The organism is Brevundimonas sp. FV1ye28, assembly GCF_058681135.1.
The window spans coordinates 641,438-658,840 of the sequence record NZ_CM178731.1 but is presented as its reverse complement, the minus strand read 5'-3'; the positions used below and the strand labels follow the sequence as shown (position 1 = coordinate 658,840).

Annotated in this window: 20 protein-coding genes, 2 tRNA genes and 1 other RNA gene; 13 read left to right on the top strand and 10 right to left on the bottom strand. The window is 67.2% G+C overall.

Going from position 1 to position 17,403, the window contains the following annotated elements:
• Window positions 1-4: 4 nt before the first annotated feature.
• Window positions 5-78: transfer RNA gene (locus tag ACW171_RS03320), tRNA-Gln, on the bottom strand.
• 155 nt (window positions 79-233) lie between these two features.
• Here ACW171_RS03320 and ACW171_RS03315 point away from each other — a divergent pair.
• Window positions 234-310, top strand: a tRNA-Pro gene (locus tag ACW171_RS03315).
• A gap of 30 nt (window positions 311-340) precedes the next feature.
• Here ACW171_RS03315 and ilvC read toward each other — a convergent pair.
• Window positions 341-1,357, bottom strand: coding sequence for a ketol-acid reductoisomerase (gene ilvC, locus ACW171_RS03310; RefSeq protein ID WP_492095678.1), 1,017 nt, complete (start codon window positions 1,355-1,357; stop codon window positions 341-343).
• On the opposite strand from ilvC, the gene ACW171_RS03305 reads away from it, so the two are divergent.
• The 6 genes from ACW171_RS03305 to ACW171_RS03280 all read left to right on the top strand — a co-directional run bounded on the left by ACW171_RS03305 (window position 1,356) and on the right by ACW171_RS03280 (window position 4,695).
• On the top strand, window positions 1,356-1,898 hold the full coding sequence (locus ACW171_RS03305) for a DUF924 family protein (RefSeq protein ID WP_492095677.1): 543 nt from the start codon (window positions 1,356-1,358) through the stop codon (window positions 1,896-1,898). The genes ilvC and ACW171_RS03305 overlap by 2 nt on opposite strands.
• A gap of 281 nt (window positions 1,899-2,179) precedes the next feature.
• The gene (locus tag ACW171_RS03300) at window positions 2,180-3,037 is read left to right on the top strand and encodes a thymidylate synthase (protein ID WP_492095676.1); all 858 of its coding nucleotides are present in this window, start codon (window positions 2,180-2,182) and stop codon (window positions 3,035-3,037) included.
• On the top strand, window positions 3,034-3,537 hold the full coding sequence (locus ACW171_RS03295; RefSeq protein WP_492095675.1) for a nucleoside/nucleotide kinase family protein: 504 nt from the start codon (window positions 3,034-3,036) through the stop codon (window positions 3,535-3,537). The genes ACW171_RS03300 and ACW171_RS03295 overlap by 4 nt, the downstream gene beginning before the upstream one ends.
• The gene (locus ACW171_RS03290) at window positions 3,534-3,830 is read left to right on the top strand and encodes a phosphoribosyl-ATP pyrophosphohydrolase (protein WP_492095674.1); all 297 of its coding nucleotides are present in this window, start codon (window positions 3,534-3,536) and stop codon (window positions 3,828-3,830) included. Before ACW171_RS03295 ends, ACW171_RS03290 begins: the two co-directional genes overlap by 4 nt.
• Window positions 3,830-4,357, top strand: coding sequence for a dihydrofolate reductase (locus ACW171_RS03285; RefSeq protein ID WP_492095673.1), 528 nt, complete (start codon window positions 3,830-3,832; stop codon window positions 4,355-4,357). The genes ACW171_RS03290 and ACW171_RS03285 overlap by 1 nt, the downstream gene beginning before the upstream one ends.
• Before the next feature lie 17 nt (window positions 4,358-4,374).
• Window positions 4,375-4,695: a YbjQ family protein gene (locus tag ACW171_RS03280; protein WP_492095672.1), complete on the top strand. Its 321-nt coding sequence runs from the start codon at window positions 4,375-4,377 to the stop codon at window positions 4,693-4,695.
• 77 nt (window positions 4,696-4,772) lie between these two features.
• Here ACW171_RS03280 and ACW171_RS03275 read toward each other — a convergent pair whose 3' ends face one another.
• The 3 genes from ACW171_RS03275 to ACW171_RS03265 form a co-directional block, all read right to left on the bottom strand.
• Window positions 4,773-5,513 (bottom strand): sterol desaturase family protein, encoded by a 741-nt coding sequence (locus ACW171_RS03275; RefSeq protein WP_492095671.1) that lies wholly within the window; start codon window positions 5,511-5,513, stop codon window positions 4,773-4,775.
• Window positions 5,514-5,539: 26 nt separating this feature from the next.
• Window positions 5,540-6,637, bottom strand: coding sequence for an NADH:flavin oxidoreductase (locus ACW171_RS03270; protein ID WP_492095670.1), 1,098 nt, complete (start codon window positions 6,635-6,637; stop codon window positions 5,540-5,542).
• Between the two features lie 65 nt (window positions 6,638-6,702).
• Complete coding sequence (locus ACW171_RS03265; protein ID WP_492095669.1) at window positions 6,703-7,752, bottom strand: Mrp/NBP35 family ATP-binding protein; 1,050 nt, start codon at window positions 7,750-7,752, stop codon at window positions 6,703-6,705.
• 70 nt (window positions 7,753-7,822) lie between these two features.
• Between ACW171_RS03265 and miaA the strand changes: the two genes are divergently transcribed.
• Window positions 7,823-8,692, top strand: a complete 870-nt coding sequence (gene miaA / locus ACW171_RS03260; RefSeq protein WP_492095668.1) for a tRNA (adenosine(37)-N6)-dimethylallyltransferase MiaA — start codon at window positions 7,823-7,825, stop codon at window positions 8,690-8,692.
• Window positions 8,693-8,723: 31 nt separating this feature from the next.
• On the opposite strand, the gene ACW171_RS03255 is transcribed toward miaA, so the two are convergent.
• From ACW171_RS03255 to ACW171_RS03245, 3 genes are read right to left on the bottom strand one after another with little or no spacing between them, the layout of a single operon-like run.
• The gene (locus ACW171_RS03255) at window positions 8,724-10,163 is read right to left on the bottom strand and encodes a M56 family metallopeptidase (protein WP_492095667.1); all 1,440 of its coding nucleotides are present in this window, start codon (window positions 10,161-10,163) and stop codon (window positions 8,724-8,726) included.
• Window positions 10,150-10,548 (bottom strand): BlaI/MecI/CopY family transcriptional regulator, encoded by a 399-nt coding sequence (locus tag ACW171_RS03250; protein ID WP_492095666.1) that lies wholly within the window; start codon window positions 10,546-10,548, stop codon window positions 10,150-10,152. The genes ACW171_RS03255 and ACW171_RS03250 overlap by 14 nt, the downstream gene beginning before the upstream one ends.
• A gap of 60 nt (window positions 10,549-10,608) precedes the next feature.
• Window positions 10,609-12,303 carry a bifunctional protein-serine/threonine kinase/phosphatase gene (locus ACW171_RS03245; protein WP_492095665.1) on the bottom strand — a complete coding sequence of 565 codons (1,695 nt, stop codon included), beginning with the start codon at window positions 12,301-12,303 and terminating at the stop codon, window positions 10,609-10,611.
• A gap of 156 nt (window positions 12,304-12,459) precedes the next feature.
• On the opposite strand from ACW171_RS03245, the gene ssrA reads away from it, so the two are divergent.
• From ssrA to ACW171_RS03230, 3 genes are all read left to right on the top strand, one after another.
• Window positions 12,460-12,824: a transfer-messenger RNA gene (gene ssrA / locus ACW171_RS03240) on the top strand.
• A gap of 72 nt (window positions 12,825-12,896) precedes the next feature.
• Entirely contained in the window at window positions 12,897-13,382 is a 486-nt protein-coding gene (locus tag ACW171_RS03235) for an SspB family protein (RefSeq protein ID WP_492095664.1), read from the top strand.
• A gap of 51 nt (window positions 13,383-13,433) precedes the next feature.
• Window positions 13,434-14,183, top strand: coding sequence for a C13 family peptidase (locus tag ACW171_RS03230; protein ID WP_492095663.1), 750 nt, complete (start codon window positions 13,434-13,436; stop codon window positions 14,181-14,183).
• On the opposite strand, the gene ACW171_RS03225 is transcribed toward ACW171_RS03230, so the two are convergent.
• Entirely contained in the window at window positions 14,180-14,539 is a 360-nt protein-coding gene (locus ACW171_RS03225; RefSeq protein WP_492095662.1) for a RusA family crossover junction endodeoxyribonuclease, read from the bottom strand. The two genes, ACW171_RS03230 and ACW171_RS03225, sit on opposite strands and share 4 nt — an antisense overlap.
• Window positions 14,536-15,156: a peptidylprolyl isomerase gene (locus ACW171_RS03220; RefSeq protein ID WP_492095661.1), complete on the bottom strand. Its 621-nt coding sequence runs from the start codon at window positions 15,154-15,156 to the stop codon at window positions 14,536-14,538. Before ACW171_RS03220 ends, ACW171_RS03225 begins: the two co-directional genes overlap by 4 nt.
• A gap of 95 nt (window positions 15,157-15,251) precedes the next feature.
• Here ACW171_RS03220 and fumC point away from each other — a divergent pair, with 95 nt between their 5' ends.
• Both fumC and ACW171_RS03210 read left to right on the top strand, forming a co-directional pair.
• Window positions 15,252-16,643, top strand: a complete 1,392-nt coding sequence (gene fumC, locus ACW171_RS03215) for a class II fumarate hydratase (RefSeq protein ID WP_492095660.1) — start codon at window positions 15,252-15,254, stop codon at window positions 16,641-16,643.
• 7 nt (window positions 16,644-16,650) lie between these two features.
• Window positions 16,651-17,382 carry an AAA family ATPase gene (locus tag ACW171_RS03210; protein WP_492095659.1) on the top strand — a complete coding sequence of 244 codons (732 nt, stop codon included), beginning with the start codon at window positions 16,651-16,653 and terminating at the stop codon, window positions 17,380-17,382.
• Window positions 17,383-17,403 lie beyond the last annotated feature (21 nt).

The following is a 17,403-nucleotide window of genomic DNA, read 5'->3' as shown; positions in this document are numbered from 1 at the left end:
GCGGTGGCTGGGGAACAAGGACTCGAACCTTGAATGACGGTACCAAAAACCGGAGTGTTACCATTACACCATTCCCCAGCAGGACCGGCGTCCCCCAGGGCCTCGGCACCGGGGAGGCGGTCGAATACGCCAAGGCGTCGGGGGATGCAACACCCCCTTTCCGGACTATTTTACAAAGCTTCCGAAGGCGCTTGCAGGCCCCCAAGCCCGTCGCTATAAGCCCGCCTCCAAGTCGGAGTGTGGCTCAGTCTGGTAGAGCACTGCCTTCGGGAGGCAGGGGTCGGAGGTTCGAATCCTCTCACTCCGACCATCTTTTCCGGCGCGTCCCGAGCGCTTCACCTCAATCGACAGCCTTGGCGGCGACCGCCGCTAGCCTGGCGCCCACGGTCTCGATCGTGCGTTCGCCCAGCGCCTTGCGCCGCGCCAGTAGCTCGGGCGAGCCGGCGTCGTAGTCGGCCATCAGTCGCTTCACGAACGACCCGTCCCGCACGTCGCTCAGCACCCCGTCCATGGCCGCCCGCGACGGCTCGCCGATCACGCGCGGCCCGGTCAGGTAGGCACCGTATTCGGCCGTGTTGGAGATCTTGGCGAAGGCCCCGGCGATGCCCCGTTCGTACATCAGGTCGATGACCAGCTTGACCTCGTAGAAGCATTCGAACCAGGCGACCTCGGGCGGGTAGCCGGCCTCGACCAGCTTCATGAAGGCCGCGTCGATCAGCTCGCCGACGCCGCCGCACAGAACCACCTGTTCGCCGAACAGGTCGCTCTCGCATTCGGCGGCGAAGGTGGTCTCCAGAATGCCTTTGCGGCCGCAGCCAAGGGCCGCCGCATAGGAGAGGCCGAGGGCATGGGCCTGGCCCGTGGCGTCCTGATGCACCCCGAACAGGCAGAAGACCCCCTCGCCCGCTTCGTAGAGGTCGCGGATGCGCGGGCCGATGCCCTTGGGCGAATCGAGGATGACGTCGAGGTCGGCGCGCGGCGTCACCAGCCCGAACCGTACAGACAGGCCGTGGGCGAAGATCATCGCCGCGCCGGGCCGGATATTGGGCTCGATCTCGTCGCGATACAGGTCGCGGTGGGCCTCGTCGGAGACCATCATGGCGACCACATCCGCGCCCGCCGTCGCCTCGCCTGCGGTCAGGACGACGAAGCCGTCGGCCTCGGCCTTCGCCCGCGTCGCCGACCCGGACTTGAGGCCAACGACGATGTCGGTCACGCCAGAGTCGCGCAGGTTCAGTGCATGGGTCCGACCCTGGCTGCCATAGCCGATGACTGCGACACGCTTGGCGCGGATGACCGACAGGTCGCAGTCGCGGTCGTGGAAGACGGGGAGCGGATTGGGTAGAGACTGGGTCATGACCCCTCTCATAACGCCTTCGTCCGTCGTCGCCTTCTGGAAAGAGGCGGGTCCGAAGATGTGGTACGCCAAGGACGAGGCCTTCGACCGTCAGTTCCGCGACGCCGCGCGCGCCCTGCACTGGGCCGCCGCGCGTCGCGAGCTGGACGACTGGATGGCGACGGCGGAAGGGGCGCTGGCCCTGATGATCCTGCTCGACCAGTATCCCCGGAATTCGTATCGCGGCACCGGGCACCAGTTCGCCACCGACGGCCTGGGTCTGATGTATGCGCGCCAGGCCTGGGCGCGCGGTCTGGCGCAGACGTTCGATGCGGACCTGCGCCAGTTCTTCGTCACCCCGTTCGAGCATTCCGAGGACCTGGCCGATCAGGACGAGGCGGTCAGGCTGTCGACGGACATGCCCGAGGTGCTCAAATACGCCCACATCCACCGCGACATCATCGTCCGTTTCGGCCGGTTCCCGCATCGGAACGAGGCACTGGGCCGGGAGACGACGGCGGAAGAGCAGGCGTTTCTGGACGGGGGTGGGTTCGGGGGCTGAACGTGCGGATTGGACTCCGAGGGAACCGAGTCCAGCGAGTCCAAATTCTTCCATCCGGCGGGAGATTTTCAGTGCAAACCTATCGAATCATTCGTCTTCGTGGTCGCGATGGGCGCGCACGGCGGGAGCGAGAAAATGGACGCGGGTGCAAAGACCTGGGTCCCGAGCCGACGTCGCATCAGCGCTCTGCCTGAGCCCGCCTCGGTCCGGCACCGCCACTTTCCTGTGAGCAACCGAATCGCGGCGATGCCCCGCAGCCGAATCAGCGGCACATTGATGGGATGAACGCCGTGGCTCAGCTCAGTGACCTTCAGGACCGTATCGTGGCCGCGCCCGCGGACCATCCCGAGTTCCAGTACCTGAATCTGCTGCGCGACATCCTCGACAACGGCGTGCGTCGCGAGGACCGCACGGGCACGGGCACGCTGGGCGTCTTCGGCCGCCAGATGCGGTTCGACCTGTCGAAGGGGTTCCCGCTCCTGACCACCAAGAAGCTGCACCTGCGCTCCATCATCGTGGAGTTGCTGTGGTTTCTGCGCGGCGAGACCAACACGCGTTGGCTGAAGGAGAACGGCTGTTCGATCTGGGACGAGTGGGCCGACGAGAACGGCGAACTGGGTCCCGTCTATGGCAAGCAGTGGCGGTCGTGGGCCGCGCCGAACGGCGAATCGATCGACCAGATCGCCCGGCTGATCGAAGGGCTGAAGACCAACCCCAACAGCCGCCGTCACATCGTCTCGGCCTGGAACCCGGCCGATATCGAGCTCATGGCCCTGCCGCCCTGCCATTGCCTGTTCCAGTTCTTCGTCGCCGACGGGAAGCTGAGCTGCCAGCTTTACCAGCGCTCGGCCGACGTCTTCCTCGGCGTGCCGTTCAACATCGCCTCCTATGCGTTGCTGACCATGATGGTGGCCCAGGTCGTGGGGCTGGAGCCGGGCGACTTCGTCCATACCTTCGGCGACGCCCACCTGTATTCGAACCACCTCGAACAGGCCGAGTTGCAACTGACGCGCCAGCCGCTGGCCCTGCCGACGATGACGATTGCGCCGAAGCGGGACCTGTTCGCCTTCGAGCCGTCGGACTTCGCTCTGTCGGGCTATGAAGCGCATCCGCATATCAAGGCGGCCGTCGCGATTTGACGCCTGAGTTCACTAAGGTCGGCGCTCTTCTCGACTGGATAGCAAGCCAGCCCATCATCCAAGGCCATATCTTGATCGACGGGTTCGCAGGCGCGGGAAAAAGCACGCTCGCTGCTGCCATGGCCGATCATGGCTTCAAGCATTTCGAGGTCGATAATTTCGTCGTGGGGGAAATGGGCTCAGATAAATCTCGTTATAAGGATGTCATCGACTTTGCGGCACTCAGAGCGAGTCTCCTGAAGCACCCATCGAGTGTCATCGACGGCGTGACCGGTTTGGATCTAGCCGACGCACTGGAGGTGCCTTTGAGGGCACACGTCTACGTCAGGCGTTTGAACAAACGCGGCGAATGGTGCGACGCTGATGAGGTCGTTCTCGACAATGACCTCGACAGTATCGTCCCTCCAAGCGAGCTGAGGCTCTGTCAGCGGCGCTATCATTTTGAGCGCCGACCACACAAAATTTGCGACGCTGTTTTTGTCAGGCAGGACCTCGAGTGAACCTCTCAGATCTCTCCGCCTCCGTCCTCCGCATCTCCGACATCTACGCCGCCGAGCACGGCATCGACCGCTCGGGCGACTGGGCGATCCTGAAGCTGCAGGAGGAGCTCGGCGAACTCACCGCCGAGCATCTGCGCATGAGCGGCCGGGCGCGCGGTGACGCCGATCCAAAGGCGCTCGCCGACGAAGCCGCCGACGTGCTGGGGATGTTGCTGATCTACTGCGACCGGGCCGGGATCGACATCGAACAGGCCATGCAGGACAAGTGGCTGCACTGGCTGGAGCCCTCCTGATGCCCATTCCCCACATCGCCCTCGTCGTCGCCCGTGCCCGCAACGGCGTCATCGGCATGGACGGCGACATGCCTTGGAGGCTGCGCAGCGACCTGCAGCGGTTCAAGCAGATCACCTCGGGCAAGCCCTGCATCATGGGGCGGGCGACGTGGGAGAGCCTGCCGTTGCGGCCCCTGCCCGGCCGGCTGAACCTGATCCTGTCGCGGGATTTGTCCTATGAGGAACAGGGCAAGGCCAAGGGGGCAGTGGTCGTCACCAGCTTCGCCGACGCGCTGGATATCGCGCGCGAAACGGCGGAGGAGGATGGGGTGGACGAGGTCTGCGTCATCGGCGGCGCGGCCCTGTTCGAGGCGGCCCTGCCTCGCGCCAAGCGGCTCTATATCACCGAGATCGAGGCGGAGCCCGAGGGAGACACCTTCTTTCCGGCCTTCGACGAATCCCTCTTCCGCGAGGTCGCCTCGGAACGGCATGATGCGGGCGAGAAGGACGACCACGATTTCACCTTCCGCATCCTCGAGCGCATCTGAAACAGGAGCCGCCCGCCATGATGACCTCCACCACCAACGAGATCTTCGGCCATCGCGTCGTGCGCCACATCGGCGTCGTGCGTGGCATTACAGTGCGGTCGAGAAACGCCATCTCCGACGCGATCGGCGGCGTCCAATCCATGCTGGGTGGCCGGGTCGGCGCCTATGTGAAGCTGGCCGAGGCGGGGCGGCAGGAGGCCTTCGAACAGCTGGTCGAGCACGCCAAGGCGGCCGGCGGGAACGCCATCCTGGCCGTGCGCTACGACGCCACCGAGATCATGCCGGGCGTCACCGAGGTACTGGCCTATGGGACGGCGGTGGTGGTGGAGCCAGCCTAGGCAGTAGGCAGTAGGCAGTAGGCAGTAGGCAGTAGGCAGTAGAAGTCTGCGCCTGCCCCTTTTCTACTGCCTAACTCCTACTGCCTACTGCCTCCTTCTCCAGGCATCGCATCCGTTCCGCAGCGCCGGTCCCACCAGCGGAAATAGAGCCCGAAGTTCGTCTTCATATGGGTGTGGTGGCGGCTGTGGTGGGTGGCGGTGATCAGGTGAGAACCGACGCCACCGCGGACCCAGCGGTCGGGCCACATCTCCCAGCCGCAATGGTTCATGACGGCGGTCGCCGTCATCACCGTCAGCATGACCGCCAGCATCCAGATGTTCAGCGGGATCACGAAGGCCAGCACCGGCAGCAGCCAGGCGGTCAGCGCCGCCTCCGCCGGATCGAAGGCGAAGCTGGCGAAGGGGCTGGGGTCGCGCGCCCGGTGATGCGCCGCGTGGGCCCAGGCGAAGATGCGTCGGTCGTGCAGCAGCCGGTGGGTCCAGTAGTAGTGGGTGTCCTGAACGATCAGCAGCAGCAGGAAGCTGACCGGCAGCCACCATAGGGGATAGGCCGCCGGATCGAGATAGAGCTGCGTTCCGCCCGCCTTCCAGGCCTCGAGCGCCACGGCGGCCGGGAAGGCATAGATCGGCGTCGACAGCAGGGAATATTTGATCTCGTGCAGCATCAGCCGTTTCGACGGCCGCTCGCGGTTCAGGCGGACGCCGACGCCCGAGCTGCGGCCCCAGGTCGCCCACCAGACGCCGCCCGCGACCAGCAGGTATCGCGCGCCGATGATCAGGCTGAGCCAGACAGTGGTGAGCAGGATGGCGACGATCATGCCGCCATCCTAGCGGGTCGCCACTGCTAGTGCAGCACTGCCATATGGCCGCGCTCGAAATCGGTCAGTTCGGACTGGCGGCCGTCGCGGACCTTCTGCACCCAGTCGGGATCGGCCAGCAGGGCGCGGCCCACGGCGATCAGGTCGAACTCGTCGCGCTCCATCCGCTCGATCAGGCCATCGAGGGACGCGGTGCGCGAGCCCTGGCCGGCGAAGGCGGCCATGAACTCGCCGTCCAGACCGACAGAGCCGACGCTGATGGTCGGCTTCTTGGTGATCACCTTGGCCCAACCGGCGAAGTTGAGATCGGAGCCCTCGAATTCCGGCTCCCAGAAGCGGCGCTGCGAACAGTGGAAGACGTCGACCCCCGCGTCGGATAGGGGCAGCAGCCAATCGGCCATCTCGTCCGGCGTCTCGGCGATCCGGGCGGCGTAATCCTGCTGTTTCCATTGCGACAGGCGGATGATCAGGGGGATGTCGGGGCCGAGGCCCTCACGCACGGCCTTGACCACCTCGACGCCGAAGCGGGCGCGCTCCTTGATGGTCGGTCCGCCCCAGCGGTCTCCGCGTGCGTTCAGGCCGGACCAGTAGAACTGATCGATCAGATAGCCGTGGGCCGAGTGGATTTCGGCGGCGTCGAAGCCCAGGTCGCGCGAGGCCCGCGCCGAGCGGCCGAAGGCGGCGATGGTGTCGGCGATGTCCTCTTCGGTCATCGGCTGGTATTTCTGCTTGCCCGGCGCGACGAGGCCGGAGGGGCTGTCGACCTGTCCGAGCGGCTTCCATTCGGCGCCCTGGCCACGCGCGGCGCCGACATGCCAGATCTGGGGGGCGATCAGGCCACCGGCGGCGTGGACCTCGTCCACCACCTTCTTCCATTCGGGCAGGGCCTCGCCGTGGAAGACGGGAACGGCCGCATCATTGCGGGCGGCCGGGCGTTCGACGACGGTCCCCTCGGTGATGATCAGGCCGACATCGCCTTCAGCGCGGCGACGATAATAGGCGGCGACGTCCGACGTCGGGACGCCGCCCGGCGAGAAGGAGCGGGTCATCGGCGCCATGACGATGCGGTTCGGGAGCGTCAGCCCCTTGATCGTGAAGGGGCGGAACAGGGTGTCGACGCTCATCGTAAGTCTCTCGCGGCAGGTTCGGGAACCGGCAAGGTGGCGGTTTCCGTTGCGTTTGAAAACCCTCAGATGCCGAGTTTTTGTGCGAGCGTCGCGGCGATCGTGTCGAACCGACCAGCGATCTCACCGTCGGCTAGCGGCGCACCGGCATCGCCCGCCTGACGCAGGGAGGCATCCAGCGGGAGGTCGCCGAGGAAGGCGACGCCCAGACGCCCGGCCTCGGCTTCCGCTCCGCCGCGACCGAAGACGTCGCCGCTCATGTTCTCGATCAGACCCAGGGTCGGAACCTTGACGCGCTGGAACAGGGTGTGGGCGCGGCGGGCGTCGGCGAGGGCGACCTCCTGAGGCGTGGAGACGATCACGGCGCCGTCCAGGGGCGTCTTCTGGATCAGGGTCAGTTGCACGTCGCCGGTGCCGGGCGGCAGGTCGACGACCAGGACGTCCAGCGGCGCATCTTCGGTTCCCCAGCGCGTCTGGGTCAGCATCTGGGTGATGGCCTGGGAGGCCATCGGTCCGCGCCAGATCATGGCGTCGTCGGACTTGGTCAGCAGGCCCACCGACATGGCCTTCAGGCCGTGGGCGATGTGGGGAATGATGGCGCCGTCCTCATAGGCCGGCTGGCCCGAAAGGCCGAGCATGGTCGGAAGAGACGGGCCGTAGACATCGGCGTCGAGGATGCCGACCGAAAGGCCGCGCCGCACCAGGGCCGCCGCCAGGTTCACCGCGACCGTGGACTTGCCGACGCCGCCCTTGCCGCTGGCGACCGCGAGGACGCGGCGGACGTGGGCGGGGCGGTCGGTTGGGACCGGGGCCTTGGCGCGGGTCTGTTCGACGGCGGCGGGCGAGAGGGAGGCCCTGCGGCCGACCGGGGCGGTCTCGGCGGTCAGGACGACGGAGACGCGGGCCATCCCCGGCATGGCCTTCAGCGCCGCCTCGGCCGCGTCACGGACGGGAGCGTAGGCGGCGGTGCGGTTGGCGGGGACCTCGATGACGAAGCCGGCGCGGTCCTCGGCGACCATCAGGCCTTTCGGCACGCCCGCGTCGATCAAGCCCCTGCCCGTCTCCGGGTCGAGGATGGCGTTGAGCACGGCTTCGACGGAGGCGCGGTCGATCAAGGTCTTGTGTCTCGGTTGCGGAAGGCGGAGGCGCGTTCTATCGCCATCCCCTGTCCCGCGCGAGCCTCCGTTGTCCCGACCCTCGATCACATTGCTCGCCGGCCCGACCGCCTCGGGCAAGTCGCGCCTGGCGCTTGAGCGGGCGAAGGCGACCGGCGCGGCCATCGTCAACGCCGACAGCCAGCAGCTTTATGCCGACCTCCGCGTCCTGACGGCCCGGCCTTCGCGGGACGAGGAGCGGCAGGCGGCCCATCATCTCTATGGGACGGTCGATGCGGCCGAGGCCTGGTCGGTCGGCCGCTGGACCCGCGCGATCCTGCCGCTGATCGACGAACTGACCAGCCAGGGGCATCCGATCCTGATCGTCGGCGGGACGGGCCTGTATTTCACGGCCCTGACCAAGGGGCTGGCGGACATTCCCGATGTGCCGACCGAGGCGCGGGACGAGGCGATGGCATTGTTCGACACGGAGGGCGAGGCGGCGTTTCGGCTGCGGCTGACGACCTTCGATCCGCCGGCGGCGGCCGCCATCGAGGCCGGGGATCGCCAGCGCCTGACCCGGGCATTCGCCGTGGCGCGGTCGACGGGGCGGTCATTGTCGGACTGGCAGGCGGGGACGTCGCCGCTGTTGAAGCCCGGAAGCTATGATCGGCTGGTGCTGGAGCCGGAGCGGGAGGCGCTCTACGCCAACTGCGACGCGCGGGTGCTGACGATGATGCAGGACGGGGCGGTCGAGGAGGTCGAGGCGCTGATTGCCCGCGACCTAGACCCCGCCCTGCCCGCCATGAAGGCCGTGGGCGTCCGCGAGATCGCCGCCTGGCTGGCCGGAAAGGCGACGCGCGCCGAAGCGGTCGGCACCTTGCAGCAGGCGACGCGGAACTACGCAAAACGGCAGCTGACCTGGTTCAGGAACCAGTGTCGGGATTGGGCGAGGGCCTGACGACGGGCGCCGTCAGGCCCTCGGCTTCACCTCATTCCGCGCTCATGGTGAAGCGGATGGAGAACCGTACCGTGCCGCCGACGGCGACGCCATCGACGGACCGGGGCGACAGACGCGCATCCGCAGCGGCTTCAAGGCCGGCTGCGCCGAAGCCCGCGCCCTCCGGGGTTTCGCTGATGACGGTGCAGCCCGAAACCCGGCCGTCACGCTCAACCGTGCAGGACAGGTCTGCCTGGCCACCGGTCAGACCCTGTTCGATGGCGGCAGCGGGATAGGACAGCGGCATGGGCATCCGGGCCCAGCTCGGATTGGTGATTACGTCCGGCTGGAGCGTGGGCGGGGCGACCGGCGCCGCCTCGGTCTTCGGCGCCGGAGCAGGAGCTGCGACCGGAGCGACGACAGGTCGGGAAGCCGCCTCGGGCGCCGGGGTGCGGAGCGTCGTCAGAACGCGCGAGACCGGTGCGGTGACCGGCTGTGGGGCGACCTCCGGCTCCCGCTGACCGGCGACGGCTACTGAACTTGCGCCGGCGACGGCGGCCAGTGCCGCGCCCAGACCAAGCAGGGCGAGGCGCGGTCGAAGTCCCGCGACGGGGGCCGGAGACAGGATGGCTTTCAGGCGATGCATGACGAAGATCCTTCTGGTGCTGGTGAAAGTCAGGGCAGGCACGTCTCCTCCGGCCGGAACGCGGAGAGCGTCCAGCAGAGAACGGGCGTAGAGGCGACGCGTGTCGCCATCGGCATGGGCCAGGACCTGGGCGTCGCAGGCCTCCTCGCGCGCAGCGGCGCGGCGGTCGCGGATCAGGCGCAGGACGGGATTGAACGCGAGGCCGGTGAGCAGGGCCTCCTCGATCCACAGGGCGCGATGATCGCCACGCTTCAGGTGGGTCAGTTCGTGGGCGCAGACGTTACGGAGCGCGGTCGGATCGGTGGTCAGGCTGTCGGGCAGGATCAGGGTGGGCCTGATGAAGCCGGTGACCATGGCCTCTCCGCTGGAGCGGCATAGGCGAACCGTCGGCAGGGCGACCCCGGTTTGCGCCGAGATCGTGCGCACAGTCTCGATGACATCGGCGTCTGCGGGGTCGGCGGTGTCGATCAGACGGTGCAGCCGGATCGTTCGGACAGCCAGTCCGACGCCCCGCGCCAGACCGAACAGCAGGGACAGCGCCAGAAAGGCGAGCGCGACCTGTTCCGCGTCGATGGCGGGCGCATTGGCCGTCTCGATCGCGGTGATCTGGACGGTCGCGACAGCCTCCGTCGGGACCGTCGCCTCGACCACTGGACGCGGCGTCGTCAGCAGGACGGCGACCATGAGCACGGGCAGCACGGGAATATAGAGGGCCGTAGTCCAGGCCCGCTCACGCAGGATGGGGTCGGCGGTCGCCCCCTCGAACAGCCGGACCGCGCCCCAGGCCAGGGCGGCGATGACGACGCTGAGGCCGAGGGACAGCGCCAGAAGCTCAGGCGTCGTCATCGCGGGCCTCCGCCTCGTTCGCGTTCAGCAGGGTCTCCAGCTCGGCGATGTCGCTGTCGCTCAGGAGCTGGCTCCCGGAGAAGGCCGCTGCCGGGAGGGCGCCGTCCATGTCCAGCAAGGCCGAGAACCGCCGCATCAGCAGGTTCAGCACCTCGACCTTGGGCCGGACCTGCGAATAGACAGCGACGCCGTGGACATCGCGACGCGACAGCAGGGCCTTGGCGCGCATCCGCTCCAGTACCGTGCGGGTGGTCGACGGCGTCCAGTCCATCTGGGTCGAGACCCGGTCATGCACCTCCCGTGACGACAGATCGCCGTCACGCCAGAAGCATTTCAGGACCTCGAGCTCGGCGTCGGTGGGGGTGGTATCGGGGTTGCGCGACATGTTGACTCCACATCTGTCGTGCACACGCTACAATTGTCGCTCATGAACGTCAACCGTCGCTTATGCCAGCATCAACGACGCCAGCAGCAGCACCAGCAACAACGCGCTGACCCCCTGCCAGAAGCGGACGGGCTCGCGTTCCATCAGGGACAGTTCGCGGCGGGGCGGGACGGCGGCGGCGCTGCCGCTTTCGAGGACGTGAATCATTTCCTCGACCTCGTCGAAGCGGTCGGTGGGCTCGACGGCGATGGCGCGCAGGATGGCGGCCTCCAGCCAGGCGGGCATGTCGGGTCGGTGTTTCGAGGGGCGGGTCGGTTTCTCGAACTTCATGCGATTGAAGTCCTCCTCCTGGCCGCTCGGATAGTCGCCGGTGAAGAGGCGGTAGAGGGTGACGCCCAGCGCGTACTGGTCGGTCAGGGCGTCACCCTTGTTGTCGGCGAACATCTCGGGGGCTTTGTAGCCCAGAGTGCCGGGAGCCTCGGCCTCGGCGAACTCCTCGATCTTCGGCAGGCGGGCGACGCCGAGATCGATCAGCTTCAGGCCGCCGTTGGATTCGAGGATGACGTTGTCGGGCTTGATGTCGCGGTGGGTGATGCCCTGGCGGTGCAGGGCGGCGACAGCCTTCGACAGACGGATGGCGACGCTGACGCCCTGGGGGATATCGAACGGCTCGTCGGCGATCTTCGCGTGAAGGGTGCGGCCGACGTAGAGCGGCTGGGCGATGTAGAGGCGGCTCTGCCGGCCGGTGTCCAAGGTCAGGGTCTTGCCGACGAAGGGGCTGTCGATGCGGCGGCCGATGAAGCTTTCGCGCAGGAAGGCGCCCCGTGCGCCGCTTTCCGAAAGGAGCGCAGGCTTGGGAAATTTGAGGACGACCGGGCCGCCGCCGTCCTGATCCTTCGCCACGAAGACGCGGGTGTATTTGCCGTCGGACAACAGCCGCTCGAGCTGGAAGCGGTCGACGTTGTCACCGACGGTCGGCGGCGGGAGGATGGCGAGGCCGGCGGCCTCGGCGCCGATCGCATCCTGGTCCACCGCGCCGATGCGGATGACGTCGATGACGATGGCGGTGGCGTTGTCGCGGGTCTCCTCCGCACCGGCCTTGTCGACGATGGCCTGGGCGTCGGCCTCGGGCGAGGCGCGGCGGGCCATGAGTTGCGTCAGGTCGTCCTCCGACACGACGCCGTGGACACCGTCGGTGGTCAGGAGCAGCCGGTCGTGAGCCTTGAGCGTCACGGCCCGCACGTCGAGCCTGAGATCCGGCTCGATGCCGATGGCGCGGTAGAGGACGTGGCTGAGACCGGGCTGGGACAGGACATGATCCTCGGTCAGCCGGGTCAGGACGCCGTCGCGGAAATGCCAGGCTCTGGAGTCGCCGACATGCAGGGACGTCGCCTCCCTGCCCCGCATGACCAGGGCGGTGAAGGTGGTGGCGGCGCCCGCCATCTCGGGGTCCGACCGTCCCTTGGCATGGAGCCAGCGATTGTAGCCGGTCAGGGCGGCGACGCCGGCCGCGGCCACGCCCTTGAGCGGGCTCTGGTCCAGATAGCCGTCGATGAAGGTGCGGCCCGCGAGTTCGGAGGCGATGCGTCCGCCCTTCGATCCGGAGACGCCATCCGCGACCATGGCCAGCATGCCGTGCAGGGCCTGTTCGGACGGCGTGCCGAGGTGGACCGCGCCGAAATCCTGATTGTCCTTGCGCGGGCCGAGCGCGGTCGCAAACCCCGCCGCGATCTCCAGCCTGCCGTCCGCGTCCATGGTCGATCCCCCTACCCCCACCGTGCACCCCGGCGAAGGCCGGGGTCCAGATCACGGGTTCGGCGGCAGACATTTCGCACCGCATCGTCTCATCCGTGCACCGAATTTGCCATCTGGACCCCGGCCTTCGCCGGGGTGCACGGAGTGAGGTGTAAGGAACTTGGAATTCACCGCCGCCGACCCTATATTGGTCTTGCCGGGGCTTGCTCCGGATATGGCGATAAACGCGCTTGTAATAAGCGGACCGGACCCGGGTGCGATTCCCGGCGGCTCCACCATTTCTCCCCGCGTTATCGGCGGAGGCTTATGGGGCCGACTAGCATCGACGGACGTGTAAAGAAGACTGCTTTCGCTCGTCCTGGCCCACCGTATCGGGCCATTTTCTAACTGCGAACGATAACTTCGCTGGAGAAGTCCGCCTCGCCGCGTAATGCGGTTCGGTTGATTTCGAATCTTAAGTCCTAGGGGTTCAGATCCTTAGGCGGGGCCTGTCGGGGAGCCTGCCAACAGAATCCCCGGCGCTTTCCTAACATTCGCATCTTCCACCCGCCGCACGGTGCCGCTATCAGTCGCGCCGCTAGTAGAGGGTTTCCATGGCTGAAGACGCGCCGCCGATCGACGAGATGCAGTACGAGAAGCTCGCGCAGGATGCCCTGCGCGGGGTGATCCGTTCCGCCCTCGAGCGCGCGGCCAGCCCCGGCGGCATCCCCGGCGCGCACCACTTCTACATCACCTTCAAGACGCGCGGCCCCGGCGTCTCCGTCCCGCCGGACGTGATCGCCAAATATCCCGACGAGATGACGGTCGTCCTGCAGCACCAGTACTGGGACCTGGCCGTCGAGCACGATCTGTTCTCGGTCATGCTGAAGTTCGGCGGCATGCCCAAGGTCCTGACCGTGCCCTATACGGCCGTGACGCGCTTCTACGACCCCAGCGTCCAGTTCCTGCTGCAGTTCGAGGCGCCGGAGCCGGTGGCCGAACCGGTCGCCGAACTGCCGCCGCCGACGCGCACCGACACGCCGCCATCGGGCGATGACGGTCCCAAGGTCGTGTCGCTGGACCAGTTCCGGAAGAAGTAAGCTTTTCAGCCGCCCGGCGCGCGCTAAGCTTCCCTCAGCCTGGAGGGACGCGTGCTGAGACTTGTCGTCATCGTCATCCTGTCGTGGTGGGTCGCGGGTGCGGCCCACGCCCAGACGCCCAGCCGGTTCGACGGCTGGGCCTCGGCGATCGTCGCCGCCGACTGGCGCACCAGCGACGGTCAGCCGATCCAGGCCTTCGACAACGCCCGACGCGATCTGGTTTCGGGATTTCTGGCGGCCGGCTTCTCGCGGGCGGACATGTTCGACGCGACCCTGCGGCCGGACGTCACGCCGGTCGTCACCGGCGACGCGGCGATCCGGGGCATCGGCGAGGTCGCGAGCCGGGCCCAGCGCGGGTGCCTGCTCTATTTCACCTCCCACGGCAGTCCCCAGGCCATGGTGTTCGGTCAGGTCCAAAGGCTGACCCCCACCCGCATGGCGACGATGGTGCGCGAGATCTGCGGAGAGCGGCCGACCGTCATCGTGGTCTCGGCCTGCTATTCGGGGATCTTCGTCGATGGCCTGGCCGCGCCCAACCGGATGATCATGACCGCCGCGCGTCGGGATCGCTCCTCCTTCGGCTGTTCGGAGGACGCGGAGTATCCCTATTTCGACGGCTGCGTGATCCAGTCCCTGCCGACCGCTTCGGACTTCATCGCCTTGGCCAACGGGGTGCGGGCCTGCGTCAAGACCCGGGAAGAGGCCGAGGGCCTGACGCCGGCGTCGGAGCCCCAGGTTTCCATCGGGTCGGACATGCAACTGCTGCTGCCGACGCTGCGGTTCAACCGCCCGCCGGGCTAGATTTTGCGCGGGAAGGTGCGGATCGTGATCCGTTCCCGCTCGCCCTCGCGCCGTTCGACCAGAAGGCGCGCCACCTGGCTGTCGTCGTGGAACAGATAGCCCTTGATGGCGTCCAGCAGGGCCTTGGCGAGGTTGTCTAGGTCCATCCAGGGCGGATCGCCGACATGCTCCATCACGATCTCGACGACATAGTCGCCATAGCTGGGGCGCGAGACCCACTCCTTGCGCATGAACTCATAGACGAGCGGCTTGTAGTATTTGGCCTGGGTGGTCAGGCCGTCGATGGTGATCTCCACCACCTCGCCCTGCTCGCGCGCGCGGACCTTTCCGGTGCCGATCCAGCCGGCCTGGCTCACTGGCCGCAGACCGCCGGGCGGGCGCCCTCCAGGGTGGCGGAGGTGATCACGACGGGTTCGGCCAGTTGCTCGTCCGTCGAGGGCGCGGACTGAATCGTGCGGACGACGTCCATGCCGGAGACGACGACGCCGAAGGCCGCGAACCCCTGACCGTCCGGATTACGGCCGCCGCCGAAGTCGAGCGCGGGCGTGTCGTTGACGACGATGAAGAAGCTGGAGGTCGCCGTGTCCGGCCCGTCGCGCGCCATGGAGATGGCCCCGGCCGAGTGGCGCAGGCCGGTGTCGCGCGTCCGCTCCAGCGGGATGGGGCCCAGGCCCGGATCGTCGCTGCCCGCCGTGGTCGCGGCCTGGATCACGTCGATCGGATTGGGGTTGTCGTTGGTCGCGGCGACCACGGTGCGGAAGAAGCTTCCTTGCGCATAGCGCCCGCTCTCGACGTAGCGCAGGAAGTTGCAGGTGGTGATGGGCGCATGTTCGGCGTCGAGGCGCAGGGTGATGTCACCCAGGGTCGTGTGCAGGACGACCGTCGGCTGATCCGTCTGCGCTGCCGCCGCGCCTACGGACAGGATGACCGAACCCGCCGCCACTGCCGCCACGACCCGCTTCATCGCCCTCATACCGACCTCTTCGACCTTGGGCGACTTGCCCGCCCCTCCCCCCGTGCTACACCCCCGCGCATCTTCCCGCCACGCCTGACGAAAGCCTTGCCGCGATGACCTCGTACCGCACCGAGACGGACACCTTCGGCCCCATCGAGGTCGACAACTCGAAATACTGGGGTGCCCAGGCGCAGCGCTCGCTCGGCAACTTCAAGATCGGCTGGGAGAAGCAGCCCCTGCCCGTCGTCCGCGCCCTGGGCATCGTCAAGCGCGCCGCCGCCGAGACCAATATGGCGCTGGGCAAGCTGGATGCGACGGTCGGGAACGCCATCGTCGCCGCGGCGAACGAAGTCATCGAAGGCAGGCTGAACGACCACTTCCCGCTGGTCGTCTGGCAGACAGGGTCGGGCACCCAGTCGAACATGAACGCCAACGAGGTGATCTCTAACCGCGCCATCGAGATGCTGGGCGGCGAGATGGGCTCCAAGAAGCCCGTCCACCCTAACGACCACGTCAACATGAGCCAGTCGTCGAACGACACCTATCCCACGGCCATGCACGTCGCCTGCGCCGAACAGGTGGTCAACGACCTGCTGCCGGCGCTGAAGCATCTGCATGCGGCGCTGAAGGCCAAGTCGGACGCCTGGGCTCACATCATCAAGATCGGCCGGACCCATACGCAGGACGCCACGCCCCTGACGCTGGGCCAGGAGTTCGGCGGCTATACGCAACAGGTCGCCAACGGCATCGCCCGCATCGAACAGACCCTGCCGGCCCTGATGGAGCTGGCCCAGGGCGGCACCGCCGTCGGCACCGGCCTGAACGCGCCGGTCGGCTTCGCAGAGAAGGTCGCCGAGCAGATCGCCGGCATCACCGGCCTGCCCTTCACCACGGCCCCGAACAAGTTCGAGGCCCTGGCCGCCCATGACGCCATGGTCTTCTCGCACGGGGCCATCAACACGGTGGCCGCGAGCCTGTTCAAGATCGCGAATGACATCCGCTTCCTGGGTTCCGGCCCGCGTTCGGGCTTGGGCGAACTGGCCCTGCCTGAGAACGAGCCGGGCTCGTCGATCATGCCGGGGAAGGTCAATCCGACCCAGTGCGAGGCGCTGACGCAAGTCTGTGTCCAGGTGTTCGGCAACAACGCCGCCATCACCTTCGCCGGCTCGCAGGGTCATTTCGAGTTGAACGTCTTCAACCCGGTGATGGCCTACAACTTCCTGCAGTCGGTCCGGCTGGTCGCCGATGCCGCCATCAGCTTCACCGACAACTGCGTCGTCGGGATCGAGCCGCGCGTGGACAACATCGAACGCGGCCTGAACAACTCGCTGATGCTGGTGACCGCGCTGAACGGCAAGCTGGGCTATGACGCCTGCGCCAAGATCGCCAAGACGGCGCACAAGAACGGCACCACCCTGCGTCAGGAAGCGGTCGGCGGCGGCTATCTGACCGACGCGGAGTTCGACGAGGCGGTGCGGCCGGAGAAGATGATCTCGCCGGGCTGAGGATGAGATGACCGCCCTCACCCGCCCCTACTGGATCGAGGCGTTGTTCGAACGGCGCGAGGGGTGGGACGAGGGCGTCTATCCCTTCAACCTGCCGGCTGTGCGGTCGCTGCACAGGCTGGAGTTCCATCCCAACGTGACCTTCCTGGTCGGCGAGAACGGGTCGGGCAAGTCGACACTGATAGAGGCGCTGGCCGTCGCCTGGGGCTTTAACCCCGAGGGCGGGGGGCGCGAGCACCGTTTCGGCACCCGCGAGAGCCATTCGCCGCTGCATCGCTTCGTTCGGCCGATCAAATCGCCGCTTCGGCTGCAGGACGGATTCTTTCTTCGGGCCGAGAGCTTCTTCACTGTCGCCAGTTATCTCGAGAGCGCCGGAGCCAATCGGTACGGCGGCAAATCCCTGCACGAACAGTCGCATGGCGAGAGCTTCTTCGCCCTGTTCGACAATCGTTTCATCGGCGACGGCCTCTACATCCTCGACGAACCGGAAGCGGCCCTGTCACCCAGCCGCCAATTGTCCTTCCTGGCGCGGATGCACGAACTGGTCCTGGCAAGGTCGCAGCTGATCATCGCCACCCATTCGCCGATCCTGCTCGGCTATCCGAATGCGTGGATCTATCAGGCCTCCGAGCACGGCCTGGAGCGGATCGAGTACGAGGACACCGAGCACTATCAGGTGACGAAAAACTTCCTGACCCGGCGCGAGAGGATGCTGGAGGTGCTGCTCGGCGAGGCCTGATGGGAGTTGGGCATGATGAGA

What these genes read in the sequence shown, in the direction of transcription:
- ACW171_RS03235 (WP_492095664.1), top strand. Translation starts at nt 12,897, where the DNA reads ATGGCTGAAGACGCGCCGCCGATCGACGAGATGCAGTACGAGAAGCTC.
- ACW171_RS03210 (WP_492095659.1), top strand. Translation starts at nt 16,651, where the DNA reads ATGACCGCCCTCACCCGCCCCTACTGGATCGAGGCGTTGTTCGAACGG.
- ACW171_RS03255 (WP_492095667.1), bottom strand. Translation starts at nt 10,163, where the DNA reads ATGACGACGCCTGAGCTTCTGGCGCTGTCCCTCGGCCTCAGCGTCGTC.
- ACW171_RS03305 (WP_492095677.1), top strand. Translation starts at nt 1,356, where the DNA reads ATGACCCCTCTCATAACGCCTTCGTCCGTCGTCGCCTTCTGGAAAGAG.
- ACW171_RS03250 (WP_492095666.1), bottom strand. Translation starts at nt 10,548, where the DNA reads ATGTCGCGCAACCCCGATACCACCCCCACCGACGCCGAGCTCGAGGTC.
- fumC (WP_492095660.1), top strand. Translation starts at nt 15,252, where the DNA reads ATGACCTCGTACCGCACCGAGACGGACACCTTCGGCCCCATCGAGGTC.
- ACW171_RS03300 (WP_492095676.1), top strand. Translation starts at nt 2,180, where the DNA reads ATGAACGCCGTGGCTCAGCTCAGTGACCTTCAGGACCGTATCGTGGCC.
- ACW171_RS03245 (WP_492095665.1), bottom strand. Translation starts at nt 12,303, where the DNA reads ATGGACGCGGACGGCAGGCTGGAGATCGCGGCGGGGTTTGCGACCGCG.
- ACW171_RS03280 (WP_492095672.1), top strand. Translation starts at nt 4,375, where the DNA reads ATGATGACCTCCACCACCAACGAGATCTTCGGCCATCGCGTCGTGCGC.
- ilvC (WP_492095678.1), bottom strand. Translation starts at nt 1,357, where the DNA reads ATGACCCAGTCTCTACCCAATCCGCTCCCCGTCTTCCACGACCGCGAC.
- ACW171_RS03285 (WP_492095673.1), top strand. Translation starts at nt 3,830, where the DNA reads ATGCCCATTCCCCACATCGCCCTCGTCGTCGCCCGTGCCCGCAACGGC.
- ACW171_RS03220 (WP_492095661.1), bottom strand. Translation starts at nt 15,156, where the DNA reads ATGAGGGCGATGAAGCGGGTCGTGGCGGCAGTGGCGGCGGGTTCGGTC.
- ACW171_RS03270 (WP_492095670.1), bottom strand. Translation starts at nt 6,637, where the DNA reads ATGAGCGTCGACACCCTGTTCCGCCCCTTCACGATCAAGGGGCTGACG.
- ACW171_RS03275 (WP_492095671.1), bottom strand. Translation starts at nt 5,513, where the DNA reads ATGATCGTCGCCATCCTGCTCACCACTGTCTGGCTCAGCCTGATCATC.